Raw genomic sequence first — 17630 nt, forward strand, 5'->3', positions numbered from 1 at the left:
GGTTGATCGGTAAACCGATGGGCATTCGCATGTGTTTTTGAAGCCACCGTAAGGTTCGTTGGCGAAGCCTCGCTTCCATCATGGTTATTCTTGCTGCGGATCCTCTGCAGCGCATCGAAAACGGGAAAAAACGCGTGCAGGTTCTGGTTCGCGACAACAATGTCGATCAAGCGCTGAAGGCGCTCAAGAAAAAGATGCAGCGCGAAGGCATCTTCCGTGAAATGAAACTTCGCGGTCACTTTGAAAAACCGTCTGAAAAGAAGGCGCGTGAAAAGGCTGAAGCAATTCGCCGTGCACGCAAGCTGGCTCGCAAGCGGGCACAGCGTGAAGGCCTGCTCCCGGGCAAGTCCGCTCGCCGCTAAGTTCGGCTTGAGCGTTTCTGGCGGATTTGGCCGCCAATCTTCTCAAAACTGCCCTAAGGCCGACCGAAGTTCCGGTCGGCTTTTGGCGTTTTGCGGGGAATGCTTCCGGCTCGGTTCAAAGAGCGTGAAGCAGCCATACTCCCGCCCTATTGGAGGCAGATGAACGGCATGTCTAATCGCTTGACCCTTAGAGATCGTATGTGCCGCATGCGCAAGTTTCTGCCCCATGCAACGTTGCTTGGCCTTGCTGCCGTGCTGTCGGCCTGCACCACGGGCGTCTACGACGATGTGCCGACCAATGCTTCGGCCGGATCTTCGACCAACATCGCCTCTCTGACGGCGGTGATCGATGCCAATCCGAACGATGCAAGCGCCTACAGCACCCGCGGCATCGCCTACGGCCAGGCCGGCAAGCTGGACAAGGCGGTCGAGGACTTCAATCGGGCTCTGCAGCTCAACCCGCAGTCCTACCAGACCTATGCCAACCGCGGTCTTGTCTATCGCCGAATGGGCCAGAACGATCAGGCGGTCTCCGACTACACCCGCGCGATCAACATCAAGCCGGACTATGACGTGGCCTATGTCGGGCGTGGCAACATCTATCGCCAACAGGGCAACTACAACGCTGCCCTTGCGGACTTCAATTCCGTCATCACCCGTGACAGCAGCGATGCCCGTGCGTTCTACAATCGCGGCCTGATCTACCAGGCGCAGAACCAGCATCAGCGCGCGATCGAGGACTTCGCGACCGCCATCGGCCTGAACCCGAAGGCAAGCGCTCCCTATATCGCTCGCGGCATCTCCTACATCGCTGTAAACGACCCGAACGCCGCCTTCTCGGACCTGTCGATGGCTGTCAACCTCGACCGGGATTCCGCTATTGCCTGGGCGAACCGGGGCCTCGCCCAGGAAATGCTCAACAATCCGAAGGATGCGCGCCGGAGCTACACCCGTGCGATCACGCTGGACAACTCCAACAAGATCGCCCGCGAAGGTCTTGGCCGCGTCGGCAACGGCTGATCCGGCCACGACACACAGCAAGCCTTTTCATCTAGTATCGCGCTCGCACATCGCTGCGAGCGCAGGTTGCGCAAGAGCACCCTTTTCGACGTCAGCGTTCATTCGTGTTAGCGTTTTCAAAGCGATTCGCCACGAGACCGCCGTTCCAGACGAAGAAAAGCCAGCTTCGCACCATGACAGCCAGTCCCATTCTCGTAACTTCGCCGACCACGCGTTCAGGAACAACGCTCCTGCAACGGCTGATCACGAGTTCGGAAAACGGAATTTGCTACGGGGAAACCTGTGGGCGCCGCATCATCAACTTGTGCGAGTTTGCGCACAAGGAGATTGTAAACGTCCAGAACAACCAGGAACGGCAAGCCTTCGAGTGGAACAACATCTTCGAAGAGAACTATGACTACTGGATGGTTGGCCTCGATCTGCCGGCAGAATTTCCAACCCATGCGCTGGTTGGAGCCGTGCAGGTCTACAGACAGAGCTACGACGATGCGACACAGGCAATCGACAAGGATATCTGGGCGGTAAAGGTTCCCAATGTTTCCTTTCAAAGCGTCGTCAAGACGTCGGACCTGATCAGCGACCTCAAATGCATCTACATCTATCGGAATGTCTACGATGTTCTGCGGTCGCAGAAGTCGAAGGGCTGGATCACTGACCTGTCGAAGCTTGTCGAAGGCTGCACCGAGTGGATCGCCAACACGGAAGTGATCGTCACGCTGAAGCGCAATCAATTCGAAAATCTGCCGGCAATGCTGCACGTCGTCGAATATGAGGACCTGACGGAAAACCTTCAGGAGAATATCGACCGGATAGAGGCCTTCACCAATCTGACGGGCATCAGGCCCGAAGTGGCCGACACGAAGATCAACACCTGGAAACCGACGTCAGCAACGAACTTCGAGCCAGAAGTTTCCTATACGCCGCCTCAAAACCTGTCCCGTCAGGAATGCGAAATCATCGACAAGATCTGCGGTCACCGCATGCGGGAGCTCTATCCCGACTTGCAGATGGAAAGATATCTGGCGAACGCCTGACCGCGACCTGGAACAGCCGTCTTGAGCTGACCGGCAATCCAATCACCAACACCAATGAGCGTCAGAACGGTACTTCGGACCGGAAACAGATCCGCTCCCCATGCGCCGGATGGTGCAGTTCAAGCGTTTCGGCGTGGAGCGCAAGCCTGCTGGAGGCTGTCAGCGCCTCACCTTCCGAATAGAACCTGTCGCCGGTGATTGGATGCCCGAGCGAAAGCATGTGGACACGCAGTTGATGCGACCGTCCCGTATGGGGAAACAGCCGGACCCGCGTCGTCAGTTCTTTCCGCTCAAGTACCTTCCACCTGGTGAGCGCAGGTTTGCCAAACTCGAAGCTGACCATCTGCTTGGGCCTGTTCGGCCAGTCGCAAACGAGCGGCAGATCAATTTCTCCCTCGTCTTCTGACGGGCTCCCCCAGATATCGGCAATGTAGGTCTTGAGCGTCTTGCGCCGTTCGAACTGAAGCCCCAGATGCCGATGTGCTGCAGGGTTCCTTGCAAGAACCATGACACCGGACGTATCCATGTCGAGCCGGTGAACGATCCGCGCATCAGAGAAGCGCTCCTGCGCGCGGCTTTCGACGCAGTCACCATGTTCGGCAGCCTTGCCTGGGACGCTCAAGAGCCCGCTCGGCTTGTCGATGACCAGAAGATCGTCATCTGCGTGCAGCACCGTCAGAAACGGCTCCAGCGGCGGGTCATAGACAAAGGATGCTGGCGCGGCTTGGCTCATCGCACTTGGGGTCCAGGAACAAAAGGAAAAGGCGCGGATCTGACCGCGCCTTTCCAAAAACAGATGTGTTCGTCTATGCTGGCCGGACCATGAAGGCCGGAGGCCAAGCTCAGACGGTCAGGATCGCCAGGATGCCGCTCAGAACGAAGACAGCTGCAGGCGGGATCCAGCCGGATGCACCCAGAGCCATGCCGACAGCGGTGGCAATGAGGGTTGCGATCAGCAGCAGCCAGCCAAAAACGGTAGCAGAGGTGCCGCCAAAGGCGAACATAATCAGGCAGACGACAATGGTCAGGACTGCGATCGTGCCGATCTTGGAGAAGTTGATGAACCCCTCGTAAGTCTGCTCGTGAGCGTCATAGTCCATTGCGGGCGCAGTTTCGTCAGACATGAAGTCCCCCAGGAAAATTCGATAGTCGGCAGCCTACATACAATAAAGCCTGCCGGTTCGGCAATGACGGGAAGTGCACATTTCGTCACACAGGTCGCGACTTTTTGACAGCTTTGGCTTTGGCATCCCTTTCCGCACTGAAATCCTTCGCACAATCAGGCAGCATGTGAGGCTCCGGCAAGCCCGGCTGAAGCCATTACATCGTTCTGGCGCTTGCGCACGGTTGCCGCTTCAAAACCGTCGATCTGCTCGTTGAACAGCTCAAAGAAATTGAGTTCCGCCCGCAGGTGCAGGAACACTCCGCCCAACCCGATTGCCGCCCGGTCCATGAAGACGAACTCCTGCGGCACCGTCAGCGGCCCCAGTTGCTTCAGGGCGGAATGAACGCGGAAGGCTTCCTTGCGTCCGTATTCGGCAGCCGACACGCCGTCCGCGATCGATCGGACGCGGTCACTGAGCAGAGGACCGTAGATGAACCTTGCCCAGATATTGAGGACCTCGATGACTTCCTTTTTCAGGTCCTTGAAGCCCCAGCGCTCATAGGCCGCGACCACCCGATCGTCATTTTCTTCCAGAAGGCCACGATAGAGTTCGACAACGCCCTCGACAAAGGCCTCGGGGAAGATGCGGATACAGCCGTAGTCCAGCAGATTGATGCCCGCCGGAGCGCCTTCCTGCTCGAACACGGTGTAGTTGCCCAGATGCGGGTCACCGTGAATGACGCCGAAATGACTGAACGGATGCCACCAGGCATGGAACATGGTTCTGGCGAGCAGATTGCGCTCGTCCTGGCTGTGTTCCTTGTAGTCGAGCAGAGGTTTTCCGGTGAGCCACCCCATTGTGAGCAGGCGTTTGGTCGACAGCTCCGGGATCACTTCGGGTACGCGGATACGGTCGAAATCTCCCAGGATGCCCTGATAGACGGCGATATGTGCCGCCTCCCTGGCATAGTCCAGCTCCTCACGGACCCGGGCGCTGATTTCCTTGGCGATCTCGCGCGTATCGATGGCCGGGCTCATGCGCCGATGCAATGAAAACAGCATCTGCAGTTGCTTGAGATCCGCCTCGACTGCAGAAGCCATGTCCGGATATTGCAGCTTGCAGGCCAGAACCCGCCCATCATGGCCGGTGGCCCGGTGCACCTGTCCAAGGGAAGCCGCTGCAGCCGGCTCCTTGCCGAATTCGGCAAACCGGCCTTGCCAGTCCGCACCGAGTTCGGCCCGCATCCGGCGTTTGACGAAGGCCCAGCCCATGGGGGGTGCACTGGCCTGCAGCTTGGCAAGTTCGGTCGTATATTCCGGCGGCAATGCATCCGGGATCGTCGACAAGAGCTGCGCCACCTTCATCAAGGGGCCTTTCAGCCCGCCAAGGGCCGCGGCCAGTTCGGCCGCGTTCTTGGCATTGTCGAGTTCCATGCCGAACAACCGTGCCCCGGCCACCTTTGCGGCAATGCCACCCATGTTGGTGCCGACTTTGGCGTAGCGCCCCATGCGGGCGCTGAGGCGGTTGCTTTCACGGTCTTTGCTGTCGGCCATGCGGTGGCGGGCTCCCTTGTAACAACTGGCGCTCCTGGAACGCCCGATGCATCGAACCGTTGGATACGGTCTCCTGGCACTACATATGAACTACCGCAACAATATCCAGCTCCACCAGCCGCTATTCCGACGCAGGCGTCCAACAGCCCGGCATCGCCCGGCTATTTTCAGAAATAGCCGCTCCTGCCGATGTCCGCCAGCAGACCGCATTCTGCCGGCTGCCAGCCGAGCGCAGCCCGGGTCCTGTCGCAGGACGCAGGACCATCCATTCCGGCAAAGATACTCAGGAAGCCGAAATAGGATCCTGCGTCGTCCGGGATGAGCGAGCGCACGGGAAGGTCCAGTCCCTGGCCGATTGCCTCGGCGATTGCGCGAAAAGGAATGCCTTCTTCACCGATTGCGTGAAAAGGACCATCTGTCTCCGGTGTTTCAAGTGCCAGACGATAAGCCCTTGCCGCATCCAGACGGTGCACTGCCGGCCAGCGGTTTTCACCATCGCCAACATAGGCGGCAAACCTCTTCTCTCGGGCGATGCGGATCAGCATCGGGACAAAACCATGATCACCCGGTCCATGAACCGAGAAAGGCAGACGGACCACCCTGGCGTTGATCCCGGCCTGCACCAATTCGGCCGTCGCGGCCTCGGTAGCTCTGGGATAGGCCGGTGAGGTTGGAACCGCCGGATCGGCTTCAGTTGCCACCGGTCCGGACCGGACAACGGCAACACCCGAGGTAACCAGCAGTGGCCGGTCTGTTCCGGATAGCCCCTCGCCGAGGGTCAGAATGGCGGCACGGTCTTCCTCGCAGCTGGCTGCAAAGCGCGAAAAATCATGATTGAACGCCGTGTGCACGACAGCATCACTTGCCCTTGCTCCATCACGAAGGCTGTCGTGATCCTCCAGTGACCCGATCTGCACTTGTGCTCCTTGAGACCGGAGGAGCGCAGCCCCTCTTTCCGATCGGCTGAGGCCAAGCACCTGATGGCCTGCCTGCAACAACTCCGAAACGACGGCGGAGCCAACAAACCCTGTTGCGCCGGTAACGAATACTCGCATGAAAACACTCCGTTGGTTGAACGGCGAGCAGTCTTGCGGCAATATTTATCCAGTTAAAGTAGTGACTTTATACAGGTATAATGACTGACAGGATAAGATGACGGATATCCAGGAAGACAATAGACTGGGCCGGTTTCTGAAGGACCGCAGGGCAAAACTGGATCCCGCCGCATTCGGCATTCCCCTCACCCGCCGGCGAACGCCGGGCCTGAGGCGCGAAGAAGTCGCACAACGCGCGAATGTAAGCGTCACCTGGTACACATGGCTTGAACAGGGACGTGGCGGTGCGCCTTCAGCCGACGTCCTTGACCGGGTTTCAAAGGCCCTGATGCTGACGGATGTCGAACGCGAGCACCTTTATCTTATCGGGCTCGGCCGTGCCCCTGACGTTCGCTACCAACCGCAGCAAGGCGTGTCGCCCCGGCTTCAGAACGTTCTGGATGCCCTGGAACAGACCCCTGCCATGATCAGGACCCACACCTGGGATGTCGTTGCCTGGAACCGCGCTTCTTCGGCCGTCCTGACCGACTACGCCAGCTTGCCCCCCGGCGAACGCAACATTTTGCGGCTGATCTTCAGCGACCCGAGGGTCCGCAATATTCAGGCGGATTGGGAAAGCGTCGCCCGTTTCGTCGTCGGTGCTTTTCGGGCCGATGTGGTACGCGCCGGCGCCGCATATGAAACCACAACCCTGGTAGAGGAATTGTGCCAGCTGAGCCCGGATTTCGAACGCCTGTGGAAGGACCATGACGTCCTCGCCTCAGACGACCTTACCAAGCGGTTGAAACACCCTGTGGCCGGCTGGATGAGCCTTGAATGTTCGACCTTTGCCGTCGACGGCCGTGCAGACCTTGCGATGATGGTCTACCACCCAGCGAGCGCTGAAGATCGGGAAAAGGTCAGGGCACTGATTGACGCTCAGCACACAGCACGATCTTCCGCTAGCCGAGACTGATTTTTTCCAGCGCCCGGGCCAGATCGTCCCGTGTTGCCACAAGGCCCTTGTAGGCCAGCTGATCCGGATCAAGCGCAAGAAGCTGCTTGCGGAGCCCTTCCGCCAGCCCTGCACGCCCTTCCTGCGCTTCCAGTGCCGCCAACGGATCGTGATGGATCTTGATGGTGAACAGAATATCGCCGGACCCGGGCAGACGCCGCAAGGTTTGCCGCTCGACCCGGAGGAAAAGCTGGGCCAGTGCTCCGTCGTCAATCTTGACGCGGATCTGTTTCGGCAAGGGATGGTGAAGGTCGCCGTCGGGATAGATCGACCAGTTGAATCGCTCCAGAAACTGTCCGGCTTTCAGATTGTCGAATATCCGGGCCACCATCATTCCCATGCGGCTTCCGTTGAAGCCGGGGACATTGTCGTGAATGCCCGTCATGGACTGGCCGAACTTCTCCGCCAGAGACCAGGACGAGGGAAAACAGAGCGCGGCGGCCGCGAGCCTGTAGCCGTCCTGCCCGGGCCGCATCAAGACAAGATCTTCCTGCACAAGACTTGCAGCCGTTACGAGTGCGGGAGCCCCGGCAAGCGGGATACGCGCGCCGTTGGCGACAATCTCGACTTCGGCATCCCCGACCCGGTGGGTATCTGCATGAAACCGCGAGAGGTTCTCCGTGAGGAGGTCCAGGACCTCCTGCTGCGCGGCATCTGTGTCCGGCTCTGCACGGAAAACCGTTTCCAGATGATCGGAAAACAGCCGTTTCTTCTCACCCAGATGTTTCACCAGAAAGGGATCGGGTTCCAGCCAGGCCTCCTCACCGATCGGCTTCAGACCGACGGTGAAAGGCTGGCTGGTGCCGTCATAGGGCGTGTGGTGGAAGGGTGGCAACGCTGGCCGTGTCATCGGAAACCGCGTCAAGCCTCTTCCAGAGCTTCGAGTTCGTCGATGATCCGCTCGATCACCGACAGGCCCTTTTTCCAGAAATCCGGATCGACCGCGCTCAGTCCGAACGGAGCCAGAAGTTCGGAATGGTGTTTGGTACCACCAGCCTTCAGAAGATCGAAATACTTCTCCTGGAATCCGGTCTCCGCTTCCTCGTAAACCGCATAAAGCGAGTTCACCAGGCAATCGCCAAAGGCATACGCATAGACATAGAACGGCGAATGGATGAAGTGCGGAATATAGGTCCAGAAGGTTTCATAGCCTTCGCTCAACTTGATCGCCGGACCGAGGCTTTCGCCCTGCACGGACAGCCACAATTCACCGATCTTGTCCGACGTCAGCTCGCCATTGCGCCGTTCCGTGTGCACCTTGCGCTCAAAGGTATAGAAGGCGATCTGGCGCACCACGGTGTTGATCATGTCCTCCGCCTTGGAGGCCAGCATCACCTTGCGGGTCTGCGGGTTGTCCGCCTTGGCAAGAAGGGATTTGAACGTCAGCATCTCGCCGAAGACACTGGCCGTTTCCGCCAGGGTCAGCGGTGTCGGCGCCATCAGCGGTCCGTTGGGTGCCGCCAGCACCTGGTGAACGCCGTGGCCCAGTTCATGGGCGAGGGTCATCACGTCGCGGATCTTGCCCTGGTAGTTGACCAGCACATAGGGGTGCGCGCTTGGCACTGTCGGATGGGCAAAGGCACCGGGCGCCTTGCCGGAGCGGGCCGGCGCATCAATCCAGCGCCGGTCGAAAAACCGGCCTGCGATTTCCGCCATGTCCGGTGAAAAGGCGCTGTAGGCGGACAGCACCGTGTCCTTCGCTTCATCCCAGGGGATCACTCGCGTGTCGGCATTCGGCAGAGGTGCGTTACGGTCCCAAGTGTTGAGCTGGTCCATGCCCAGCCACTTTGCCTTCAGCTTGTAGTAGCGATGCGACAGGCGCGGATAGGCATCGCGCACGGCTGCCACCAGCGCATCGACAACTTCCCGCTCGACCCGGTTGGAAAGATGGCGGCTGTCGGCAATGTCCGTGAAATTCCGCCAGCGGTCGGAAATTTCCTTGTCCTTGGCCAGCGTGTTGGTGATCAGCGTGAAGGTGCGCAGGTTTTCCTTGAAGGTCTGCGTCAGAGCTTCCGACGCCTTGCGGCGGGTATCGGGCGAAGGATCCACCAGCATGTTGAGCGTCGGTTCAATCGACAGTTCCTGACCGTCGACATCGAAGGTCAGCGAGGCCATCGTCTCGTCGAAGAGCCTGTTCCAGGCACCCGCGCCCGTGACGGACTTTTCGTGGAACAGTTGCTCCACCCTGTCTTCCAGCTGATAGGGCTTGCCTTTGCGCAGATCCTCGATCCACGGCAGGTAATGTGCAAACTGGCTGTCCTGAAGCGCAGTTTCCATCACGCCGTCATCGATCTTGTTCATCTCCAGCGTGAAGAACAGAAGATGCGAACTTGCCGTCGTGATCTGCTCCTGCACATCGCCGTAGAATTTCTGCGATGCGGGTTTGATCGTGTTTTCCGAATAGACCAGGCCGGCGAAGGAAATCAGCCTGCCCATCAGGTCTTCAAGTTCCTCATAGGCGCGAATTGCCGTGACCAGCGCGGGAACATTGCTCTGGGCCATATCGGCCAGCCTGCCCTTGTAGGATGTCTCGAAGGTTTTCGACCGCTCCAGGATCTCCTTCAGGTCGGCAGCAACCTCCGGCGCATCGACTGCGGGATAGAGATCCGTGAGGTCCCATTCGGGAAGCGCTCCGAGATCTCCTGAAGCGGCGGCCTGAGGGGCATGGACGGGATGTGGGATGGGCAAGTTTTTTTCTCCGGTGCGTCTGCGGACGAACGGGTCCGGCAATCTTCTGTTGTTAGAATTAGTAGGCCGGGAAAAGGCCCGCCTGCAATCTGACTGTGAAAACTTTTTTGCCTGCACTTGGACGATTTGTTTACCCAATTGCGACCAGAATGGTTCGAAACGAGACAATTCGGGACGAGCGAAACCGCCAATGCAAGCACTCAGCGGCAAAATTCTTATTGTTGACGACGATCCCATCCAGCGCAGGTTGCTTCAGGAAGCCGTGAAAAAATTCGGCTACCGGTCGAAAACGGCCGAGAATGGTGCCGAAGCGGTGCGCATCATGTCGAGCCCGGAAGCCAGCGAGATCGACCTGATCATCCTCGACATGGTGATGCCCGAGCTCGACGGTCTGGGCGTTCTGGAACGTCTACGCTCCGACAAGAACGCAACGCCGGTCATCGTTCAGACCGCCCACGGCGGCATCGATACCGTGGTCAACGTCATGAATGCGGGCGCTCAGGATTTCGTGGTCAAACCGGTGGCGCCGGAACGGCTCAATGTCTCGATCCGCAATCTTTTGAAGACATCCGCTCTGGAAGGCGAAATCACCCGGATCCGCAAACAGGCCTCCGGCACACTGACCTTCGCCGACATCATCACCCACTCGCCGGCCATGGAACGGGTGATCAATCTGGGCAAGAGGGCCGCCGCGTCGAACATTCCGATCCTGATCGAAGGGGAAAGCGGCGTCGGCAAGGAAATGATCGCCAGCGCCATTCAGGGATCCAGCGACCGCAAGTCCAAACCTCTGGTCACGGTCAACTGCGGTGCGATCCCCGACAATCTGGTCGAATCGATTCTCTTCGGCCACGAGAAAGGCGCGTTCACCGGCGCGGTCGACAAGCATGTCGGCAAGTTTCAGGAAGCTCATGGCGGAACGCTGTTCCTGGACGAGGTTGGCGAGCTGCCTCAGGAAGTTCAGGTCAAGCTGCTGCGCGCCCTGCAGGAAAGCGAGATCGACCCGATCGGCGCTCGCCGCCCCGTGAAAGTGGATTTCCGTCTCATCTCGGCAACCAACCGCCGCCTGATCGACCAGGTGAAGGAAGGTGTCTTCCGGGAAGACCTTTATTACCGGCTCAACGTTTTCCCGATCTGGATCCCGCCGTTGCGCGACCGGCGAGAGGACATTCCCGCGCTCACCCGCCATTTCCTGGCCCGTTTCGCGGCAGAGGAAGGCAAGCCTCAGGTGGCCGGCGTCACCGCGGACACGCTCGCGATGCTCCAGGAGTATCACTGGCCGGGCAATATCAGGCAGCTGGAGAACGCGGTATTCCGCGCTGTCGTCTTGTGCGACGGCCCGCAACTGACGATCAACGATTTCCCGCAGGTTGCCGCGGCAACGGAACAGACGGCCTCTCCGGGTGCAACGCTCCAGCCGCAGGCACAGATGGCCTACCCGGACCGATTGTCCGGAGGCGATCTTGCCGCAGCGCCGGTCCGCCCGAGCGAACCCTTGGTTCCACCGCACCACGCCCCGTCAGCTCCCGCGCCTCAGGCAGGTTTTGAACAAGCGGCGCCATTCGGTTTCATGCGCAACCTCGATCAGGAGGGCCATGTCCGCAAGTTGACCGATATCGAGGAGGAACTGATTCGCGCAGCGATCAATCATTATTCCGGACGCATGACAGAAGTTGCCAAACGGTTGGGAATCGGCCGATCCACGCTCTATCGCAAGCTCAAGGAATACGGATTGGACGAGAGCGGCAAGGACGCGGCAGCCTGAATTGAGGCAAATCATAGCGCAAACTGTCGATTTCGACGATATTTTGACGCATTCTCCGGGTAACCACCGCTACCGGAGCGTTTTTGCACTACGCGCTTGCGCCGTTGCAGTTCTGCAACGATTATCAGCGAAGCGAAAATAGGGTAAAAACTTCTTAACCTGCAGCAGCTAGGCTATGCATCCTGCTGGGGAGCACGGGATGGGTGAAAGCCCTCTGAAAACGGCGAGATAGAGATTGCGTACACGGTTAGTTGATTTCGACGCCGTCGGTTGGCTGAAGCGTGCCGCGAAAGCGGCCGGCGCGTTTGCTGTCGTGTCTGCGTGCCTGGTGACCTTTGCCCAGGCCGAGACGCGTACCCTGAAGCTGTACAACACGCATACCAAAGAGCGTGTGTCGATTACTTTCAAGAAAAACGGCCGCTATCTGCCCGATGGTCTGCGCGAAGCCAACCGCTTCCTGCGCGACTGGCGCCGTAACGAAATGACCAAGATCGATCCGGAACTGCTGGATCTGGTCTGGGAAGTATACCAGAAGGTGGGCGCAAGCCAGCCGATCCACGTCGTCTCCAGTTACCGGTCTCCCGCAACCAACAACATGCTGCGCAAGCGGTCTTCTGGCGTTGCCAAGAACAGCCAGCACACGCTCGGCAAGGCGATGGACTTTTTCATTCCCGGCGTGAAACTTGCCACCCTGCGTGCCACCGGCCTGCGCAAGGAAGTGGGCGGCGTCGGCTATTATCCGAGATCCGGGTCCCCCTTCGTGCACATGGACACCGGCAGTGTCCGTCACTGGCCGCGCATGAGCCGTTCCGAACTGGCTCGCGTGTTCCCGGACGGCAAGACACTTCACTTTCCGTCTGACGGCAAACCTATGAGCGGCTACAAGGTTGCGCTCGCCGAAAGCAAGTCCGGCCGGTCGAGAAGTTCAAAACCGACGATCGTGGCGTCCAACACGCGCTCAAGCTCTTCCAATGGCCTGAGCACGCGCGACCAGAATCTGACCCGCCCCGGCAAACCGATTCCGGTAACCGCGCAGGATGACAATGCGTCCTCCGGTGGCGGCAACCTGTTTGCCAGCCTCTTTGGCGGCGGCAACAACCGTGACAACACATCCAAGCGTCCGGGTGCCGTCGGCAACACACCGCCGGCACCGGTTGCCGAAGCCCCGGCTGTGGTGATCGAAAATCCGCCTGTTCCCAGCCGGAAGGTCCTGGAAAGCGAACCGGAAGCACCGGCAGCAGCACCGATTGTCGTGGCCAGCAACGCGCCGATCGTGAAACCGCCTGCGGATATTCCCGCCGTGGCGGCAAGCAAGACGCCTCCGCCTGCACCGAACACGCTTGATGCACAGCGGTTTGCAATCGAGACCGGGCAACCGAGCGCGCCGACACAAGGTGCAAACCCGGTTCCCGAGAAAGCAATCGACTCGCGGTTCCAGGTAGCCTCGCGCACGCCGCAGCAGAAACCCAGCAAGGGTCTTAGCGATGCTGCCAAGGTTGCAGCGGCTAATCTCGGCCTGACCGGCGATGTCCCCGTTCCGGGCTCCGCTCCGACCGATGATCCGGTCGCAGCCATTGCCGCAGCAACGGGTACTTCCGTACCTTCTCCGGTGCCTGCACCGCGTTCGGAAACGACGCTTGCCTATGCCTCGGCCTCTGCAGCACCGACGAGCCTGAGCCGCTCGCTGCGTCCGTCGGTAAGCGAACCGGCACGGGCACAGGCCAATCGGCCGGCAGCCGGTGCCACCGCCAAGACAGCCCCTGCACGCCAGCAGTCCGTTTCAGGCCGGATCCCGCGTGATCAGATTGTCGATCCGCTTGCCGGGTTTGCAAGCCTGCCGGACAAATCCGCTCCGACGCTTCTGTCCGGCGCAGGCACCACGCGTCATCAGACCTTCGCGTGGCTCAGCCACCCGAACCAGCGCCAGCTGAAGAACGTGATGATGCCGGGCAACCGCTTTGTCTCCGCCAGCTTTGAAAACAATCCTTACGGCGACCTGCGCACAGACCGGTTCGACGGCCCGGCAGTGGTCATCCTTCCGGTACGCTTCGCGCGCTGAAGCGTCCACCAGTGAAAGATTGAGCATAAAAAAAGAGCGGCTTTTCAGCCGCTCTTTTTTCTTGTCGTGAACCGCGGTTACCGCAGCTTGTCAGCCTTCGCCGCCGCCAGCACCACCAGCCATGCCAAGTGCATGCAGGTAGAGGTCGAGAACCGCCTCTTCCTCTTCACGCTCATGCGGCTGCTTCTTGCGCAGGGAAACGACCTTCCGCAGGATCTTGACGTCAAAGCCGTTGCCCTTGGCTTCGGCATAGACGTCCTTGATGTCATCGGAGATGACTTTCTTTTCTTCTTCAAGACGCTCGATACGCTCTACAAACGCGCGCAGCTGGTCGCCTGCCACTCCACCGGGATCGGACATGTTTTCTGTTTCTCCTTCTCGTACTTCCTTGTCGCGCAGTGCGCGGTCTCAATGGCCGCGGCTGATATGAGCCGCCGTCAATAACCTGGCCGTGCGTTGCCAGACTCCGCATTGGCCGTCAAGCAGCCAAGCAAGCCGACGCAACTTCCGGCTCAGTGTTGGGGTTTGTTCTTTTCAAAGGCGGCCTGCTGATCCGCAGTCGCCTCGGTCTGGTATTTGGCCTTCCAATCGTCGTAAGGCATGCCGTAGACGATTTCGCGGGCCTCGGATTTTTCCAGGGAAACGCCCTTGTCCTGTGCCGCGTCCTGATACCAGTTGGACAGGCAGTTACGGCAGAAACCGGCCAGATTCATCATGTCGATGTTCTGAACGTCCGTCCGTCCACGCAGATGTTCCACAAGGCGTCTGAAAACCGCAGCTTCCAGTTCGAGTTTCGTCTGATCGTCCATCCCGAAGGTCTCCCTGTCCCGGACCGGTGGCCCGGCCTTAAGCAGCGTCGCTGCGCGACTTGAAATGCTGGATCCGCCGACAGTCGGACATGCCGGCAATTTTTCTCAGAACCGGCTCGAGTCGGTCCGCCCATTCAACCGCTCCAGCCGCGTCGGCAATCAGATCCTGCCGCAGTTCCAGAAGCGCATGTGCCACTCCCCGGCGGGTTGCGTGCCGGTACATTGTGTCGTTTTTGAGAGCACCGTCGTAGGGTTCATTGTCACCGACGACGATGTCTTCCTGCGCTCTCAAGCCTTCAAGCATGGGCTGAACGGCTCTTGGGTCGCTGTCCCACAGAACGGTGACATGCCAGGGCCGCGGCACGCCGCGCCAGACCGGCGTGAAACTGTGGATGGAGACGATCACCGGCGGCTCGCTCACGTCCATCATGGCATCCAGCGTCTGGTCGATGAGGTCGTGATAGGGTTTGTGGAACCGGTCGATGCGTATCGCCCGCTCGTTCGTGTCGACCTTTGCATTGCCCGGCACGACGGCACCGTCCGACAGGCGCATGATCAGCGTAGGGTCGTCATCGCCCCGGTTCGGATCGATCAGCAACCGAGAATAGGTGGTCAGGCAAGCTGGCGCATTGAGTCGCTTTGCAAGTTCGAGCGTGACCGCGCGCGCACCGATGTCATAACCGATATGGCGTTCGAACTGTTCGGCCGGAACGCCGAGATCGCCATAAGGCTCAGGGACCGTGTTGCGGGCGTGATCGCACAAGAGCAGCAATCCGGAAGTAAAATCGCCCTTTACGTATTCGGTCGGCTGAAAGGCCCGGCCGGTTTCGGCTGCTGGTTCTATCATGTCTCGCTTCGTGGAAACTTTTATGGCTCGCTATCGCGCAGGCGGTCAGGTTTACGGCAAACCGGCGAAGGAACCAAGCCCGAAAACACCGCTTTCCGGCGGCAACGCCGCAGGCCATCCACACCTTCCACACCCTTCCTTGCAATCAAGGCACCTGTGTTTTTGCCAAGGTGTGTACAACGCGGTATACGCTTTATTGACAGCTAACACCGATCTGAGGCGGAGCGGCCATGTTCCCGCCCCATTTCTGACGGCATAGGGGGTGGGACTGTTCATTTGGACAAAAAATCCGGACGGTTCGGGAAACAAGTCTGGGCGAAAGGCTCCGTATCCCGTTAACGACGTTGACAAGGCCCCCTTGTCGACGCAAAAAGCGAATGTCTGTAAAGCAGCAAAGCGAACGACTGCATATGTTTAAGGTTGGGGAACGGAACCAGGGCGAGTCTCGGGCATGTATCAGCGTGCCTGTGAAATTTGCCTTTGCTGCATTCCTCACCGTGCTGTTTTTCTCCGCATCCAGTGACGAAGCCAGAGCTGATCTGCGCCTTTGCAACAAGACCGACAGTCAGGTTGGTGTAGCCATCGGCTACAAGGACAAGACCGACTGGGTCACCGAAGGCTGGTGGAACCTTGCTTCCAATTCCTGCGAGACCCTGGTACCCGGGGCGCTGGTGTCACGATACTATTACATCTACGCAGTTGATTATGACCAATTCGGCGAATGGGGTGGCCGGGCGTTCATGTGCACCCGGGAAAAGGAATTCACCATTCGCGGAATTGAGGACTGTGTGGCTCGCGGATTCGAGCGGACAGGCTTTTTTGAAATCGACACGGGCGAACAGAGCAGCTGGACGGTCCAGCTGACCGAACCCGTGCAACAGGGGACAGGTGGGCGATGAGGCGTAACCGGCGAGTCAAAATTCTTGCAACTCTCGGACCCTCCTCCTCAGAACAAGACATCATCGAAAAATTGTATCGCTCCGGTGCGGACGTGTTCCGCATCAACATGAGCCATACCGATCATGATCGTCTGAAGATGCTCGTTGAACGCATCCGTTCTGTTGAGGAGAAGGTTGGACGACCAATCGGCATTCTGGCCGATCTGCAGGGACCCAAGCTGCGTGTGGGAACGTTTGCCGACGGCCCGGTCATGCTGGAAAACGGCGCAACGTTCACGCTGGACGCCGACAAGTCCGGCGGCAGTGTCGACAGGGTACACCTGCCGCATCCCGAAATTCTTCAGGCTCTCGAGCCGGGCCACCGCCTGCTGCTCGATGACGGCAAGATCCAGCTCAAGGTTCTGGAAGCCGACCGCACCCGGGCCGTGACGGAAGTCGTCGTCGGCGGCAAGCTGTCAGACCGCAAGGGCGTCAGCGTTCCCGATTCGGAAATCGCAACCAGCGCCATGACCGAGAAGGACCACAAGGACCTGATCGCCGCCCTCGACCAGAACGTCGACTGGGTGGCCCTGTCCTTCGTGCAGCGCCCGGACGACATTGCCGAAGTGCGCAAGATCACCCGTGGCCGCGCCGGCGTTCTGGCCAAGATCGAAAAGCCGCAGGCCATCGGCCGGCTGGACGAGATCATCGAACTCTCCGACGCCATCATGGTTGCCCGTGGCGACCTGGGCGTGGAACTGCCTCTGGAACAGGTTCCCGGCCTTCAGAAGCGCATCACCCGCGCCTGCCGCCGTGCCGGCAAGCCGGTTGTGATCGCCACGCAGATGCTGGAATCCATGATCAACGCACCGGTGCCGACCCGCGCCGAGGTGTCCGACGTTGCCACCGCCGTGTTCGAAGGCGCAGACGCCGTCATGCTGTCGGCCGAATCCGCTGCAGGCGAATTCCCGATCGAGGCAGTGTCCACCATGGACAAGATCGCCCAGCAGGTGGAACAGGATCCCAACTACCGCACGATCATCTACGCACAGCGGACCGAGCCGGAAGCCACCGGCGCCGACGCGATTTCGGCAGCGGCCCGGCAGATTGCCGAAACACTGAACCTTGCTGCTGTCGTCTGCTACACGACGTCTGGCGCAACGGGCCTGCGCGCCTCGCGTGAACGTCCGGCCAGCCCGGTGATCGTTCTGTCGCCGGTGCTTGCAACTGCACGCCGCCTGTCGCTCGGCTGGGGCTTGCACTGTGTGGTCAGTGAAGACGCCGCCAACGAGGAAGACATGATCGACCGCGCCTGCCGCATCTCCTTCTCCGAAGGGTTTGCGAAACCGGGTCAGCGCATTATCGTGACCGCAGGTGTGCCGTTCGGCACTCCGGGCTCCACGAACATGCTGCGGATTGCCTTCGTCGGCAACGACGGTCAGGGCGGCATTTGACGATCT

Annotated in this window: 17 protein-coding genes; 8 read left to right on the forward strand and 9 right to left on the reverse strand. The window is 59.6% G+C overall.

The features are described from left to right. Nucleotides 1–134: 134 nt before the first annotated feature. The 3 genes from rpsU to ACVDG9_RS22050 all read left to right on the forward strand — a co-directional run bounded on the left by rpsU (nt 135) and on the right by ACVDG9_RS22050 (nt 2416). Nucleotides 135–362, forward strand: coding sequence for a 30S ribosomal protein S21 (gene rpsU, locus ACVDG9_RS22040; RefSeq protein ID WP_008188883.1), 228 nt, complete (start codon nt 135–137; stop codon nt 360–362). 168 nt (nt 363–530) lie between these two features. Continuing rightward, nucleotides 531–1382 carry a tetratricopeptide repeat protein gene (locus ACVDG9_RS22045; protein WP_208984760.1) on the forward strand — a complete coding sequence of 284 codons (852 nt, stop codon included), beginning with the start codon at nt 531–533 and terminating at the stop codon, nt 1380–1382. A 173-nt stretch (nt 1383–1555) separates the two neighbouring features. Further along, a complete protein-coding gene (locus tag ACVDG9_RS22050; RefSeq protein ID WP_447238969.1) occupies nt 1556–2416 on the forward strand; it encodes a sulfotransferase domain-containing protein in 861 nt (286 codons plus the stop codon). A gap of 61 nt (nt 2417–2477) precedes the next feature. Here the strand turns inward: ACVDG9_RS22050 and ACVDG9_RS22055 are convergent, their stop codons facing one another. The 4 genes from ACVDG9_RS22055 to ACVDG9_RS22070 all read right to left on the reverse strand — a co-directional run bounded on the left by ACVDG9_RS22055 (nt 2478) and on the right by ACVDG9_RS22070 (nt 6130). Continuing rightward, nucleotides 2478–3149, reverse strand: a complete 672-nt coding sequence (locus ACVDG9_RS22055; protein WP_447238970.1) for an RluA family pseudouridine synthase — start codon at nt 3147–3149, stop codon at nt 2478–2480. 109 nt (nt 3150–3258) lie between these two features. Beyond that, nucleotides 3259–3540, reverse strand: a complete 282-nt coding sequence (locus ACVDG9_RS22060; protein WP_447238971.1) for an aa3-type cytochrome c oxidase subunit IV — start codon at nt 3538–3540, stop codon at nt 3259–3261. Nucleotides 3541–3695: 155 nt separating this feature from the next. Continuing rightward, nucleotides 3696–5075 carry an ABC1 kinase family protein gene (locus ACVDG9_RS22065; protein WP_447238972.1) on the reverse strand — a complete coding sequence of 460 codons (1380 nt, stop codon included), beginning with the start codon at nt 5073–5075 and terminating at the stop codon, nt 3696–3698. Between the two features lie 167 nt (nt 5076–5242). Further along, entirely contained in the window at nt 5243–6130 is an 888-nt protein-coding gene (locus tag ACVDG9_RS22070) for an SDR family oxidoreductase (RefSeq protein ID WP_447238973.1), read from the reverse strand. Between the two features lie 97 nt (nt 6131–6227). On the opposite strand from ACVDG9_RS22070, the gene ACVDG9_RS22075 reads away from it, so the two are divergent. After that, entirely contained in the window at nt 6228–7085 is an 858-nt protein-coding gene (locus ACVDG9_RS22075; RefSeq protein WP_447238974.1) for a helix-turn-helix transcriptional regulator, read from the forward strand. Here the strand turns inward: ACVDG9_RS22075 and ACVDG9_RS22080 are convergent. After that, on the reverse strand, nt 7072–7974 hold the full coding sequence (locus tag ACVDG9_RS22080) for a heme-dependent oxidative N-demethylase family protein (protein WP_447239049.1): 903 nt from the start codon (nt 7972–7974) through the stop codon (nt 7072–7074). The two genes, ACVDG9_RS22075 and ACVDG9_RS22080, sit on opposite strands and share 14 nt — an antisense overlap. 11 nt (nt 7975–7985) lie before the next feature. Next, the gene (locus tag ACVDG9_RS22085) at nt 7986–9812 is read right to left on the reverse strand and encodes a M3 family oligoendopeptidase (RefSeq protein WP_228871284.1); all 1827 of its coding nucleotides are present in this window, start codon (nt 9810–9812) and stop codon (nt 7986–7988) included. 190 nt (nt 9813–10002) lie between these two features. On the opposite strand from ACVDG9_RS22085, the gene ACVDG9_RS22090 reads away from it, so the two are divergent. Both ACVDG9_RS22090 and mepK read left to right on the forward strand, forming a co-directional pair. After that, nucleotides 10003–11577 (forward strand): sigma-54-dependent transcriptional regulator, encoded by a 1575-nt coding sequence (locus tag ACVDG9_RS22090; RefSeq protein WP_447238975.1) that lies wholly within the window; start codon nt 10003–10005, stop codon nt 11575–11577. A gap of 313 nt (nt 11578–11890) precedes the next feature. Continuing rightward, nucleotides 11891–13636 (forward strand): peptidoglycan L,D-endopeptidase MepK, encoded by a 1746-nt coding sequence (gene mepK, locus ACVDG9_RS22095; protein WP_416384124.1) that lies wholly within the window; start codon nt 11891–11893, stop codon nt 13634–13636. Between the two features lie 90 nt (nt 13637–13726). On the opposite strand, the gene ACVDG9_RS22100 is transcribed toward mepK, so the two are convergent. The 3 genes from ACVDG9_RS22100 to ACVDG9_RS22110 form a co-directional block, all read right to left on the reverse strand. Then, nucleotides 13727–13996, reverse strand: a complete 270-nt coding sequence (locus ACVDG9_RS22100; protein ID WP_031270542.1) for a DUF2312 domain-containing protein — start codon at nt 13994–13996, stop codon at nt 13727–13729. 152 nt (nt 13997–14148) lie between these two features. Then, entirely contained in the window at nt 14149–14445 is a 297-nt protein-coding gene (locus ACVDG9_RS22105) for a DUF1244 domain-containing protein (protein WP_023003523.1), read from the reverse strand. A 37-nt stretch (nt 14446–14482) separates the two neighbouring features. Further along, nucleotides 14483–15292 carry an N-formylglutamate amidohydrolase gene (locus tag ACVDG9_RS22110; protein ID WP_447238976.1) on the reverse strand — a complete coding sequence of 270 codons (810 nt, stop codon included), beginning with the start codon at nt 15290–15292 and terminating at the stop codon, nt 14483–14485. 461 nt (nt 15293–15753) lie between these two features. On the opposite strand from ACVDG9_RS22110, the gene ACVDG9_RS22115 reads away from it, so the two are divergent. Beyond that, entirely contained in the window at nt 15754–16191 is a 438-nt protein-coding gene (locus ACVDG9_RS22115) for a DUF1036 domain-containing protein (RefSeq protein WP_023003527.1), read from the forward strand. Next, on the forward strand, nt 16188–17624 hold the full coding sequence (pyk, locus tag ACVDG9_RS22120; protein ID WP_023003528.1) for a pyruvate kinase: 1437 nt from the start codon (nt 16188–16190) through the stop codon (nt 17622–17624). The genes ACVDG9_RS22115 and pyk overlap by 4 nt, the downstream gene beginning before the upstream one ends. Nucleotides 17625–17630 lie beyond the last annotated feature (6 nt).

Source organism: Roseibium sp. RP-7 (genome assembly GCF_053005225.1).

Excerpts from the sequence above, each read along its gene's own strand:
- ACVDG9_RS22105 (WP_023003523.1), bottom strand. The coding sequence starts at position 14,445 with ATGGACGATCAGACGAAACTCGAACTGGAAGCTGCGGTTTTCAGACGC.
- ACVDG9_RS22070 (WP_447238973.1), bottom strand. The coding sequence starts at position 6,130 with ATGCGAGTATTCGTTACCGGCGCAACAGGGTTTGTTGGCTCCGCCGTC.
- ACVDG9_RS22075 (WP_447238974.1), top strand. The coding sequence starts at position 6,228 with ATGACGGATATCCAGGAAGACAATAGACTGGGCCGGTTTCTGAAGGAC.
- ACVDG9_RS22080 (WP_447239049.1), bottom strand. The coding sequence starts at position 7,974 with ATGACACGGCCAGCGTTGCCACCCTTCCACCACACGCCCTATGACGGC.
- ACVDG9_RS22090 (WP_447238975.1), top strand. The coding sequence starts at position 10,003 with ATGCAAGCACTCAGCGGCAAAATTCTTATTGTTGACGACGATCCCATC.
- ACVDG9_RS22110 (WP_447238976.1), bottom strand. The coding sequence starts at position 15,292 with ATGATAGAACCAGCAGCCGAAACCGGCCGGGCCTTTCAGCCGACCGAA.
- ACVDG9_RS22100 (WP_031270542.1), bottom strand. The coding sequence starts at position 13,996 with ATGTCCGATCCCGGTGGAGTGGCAGGCGACCAGCTGCGCGCGTTTGTA.
- ACVDG9_RS22060 (WP_447238971.1), bottom strand. The coding sequence starts at position 3,540 with ATGTCTGACGAAACTGCGCCCGCAATGGACTATGACGCTCACGAGCAG.
- ACVDG9_RS22065 (WP_447238972.1), bottom strand. The coding sequence starts at position 5,075 with ATGGCCGACAGCAAAGACCGTGAAAGCAACCGCCTCAGCGCCCGCATG.
- ACVDG9_RS22055 (WP_447238970.1), bottom strand. The coding sequence starts at position 3,149 with ATGAGCCAAGCCGCGCCAGCATCCTTTGTCTATGACCCGCCGCTGGAG.
- ACVDG9_RS22045 (WP_208984760.1), top strand. The coding sequence starts at position 531 with ATGTCTAATCGCTTGACCCTTAGAGATCGTATGTGCCGCATGCGCAAG.
- ACVDG9_RS22050 (WP_447238969.1), top strand. The coding sequence starts at position 1,556 with ATGACAGCCAGTCCCATTCTCGTAACTTCGCCGACCACGCGTTCAGGA.
- pyk (WP_023003528.1), top strand. The coding sequence starts at position 16,188 with ATGAGGCGTAACCGGCGAGTCAAAATTCTTGCAACTCTCGGACCCTCC.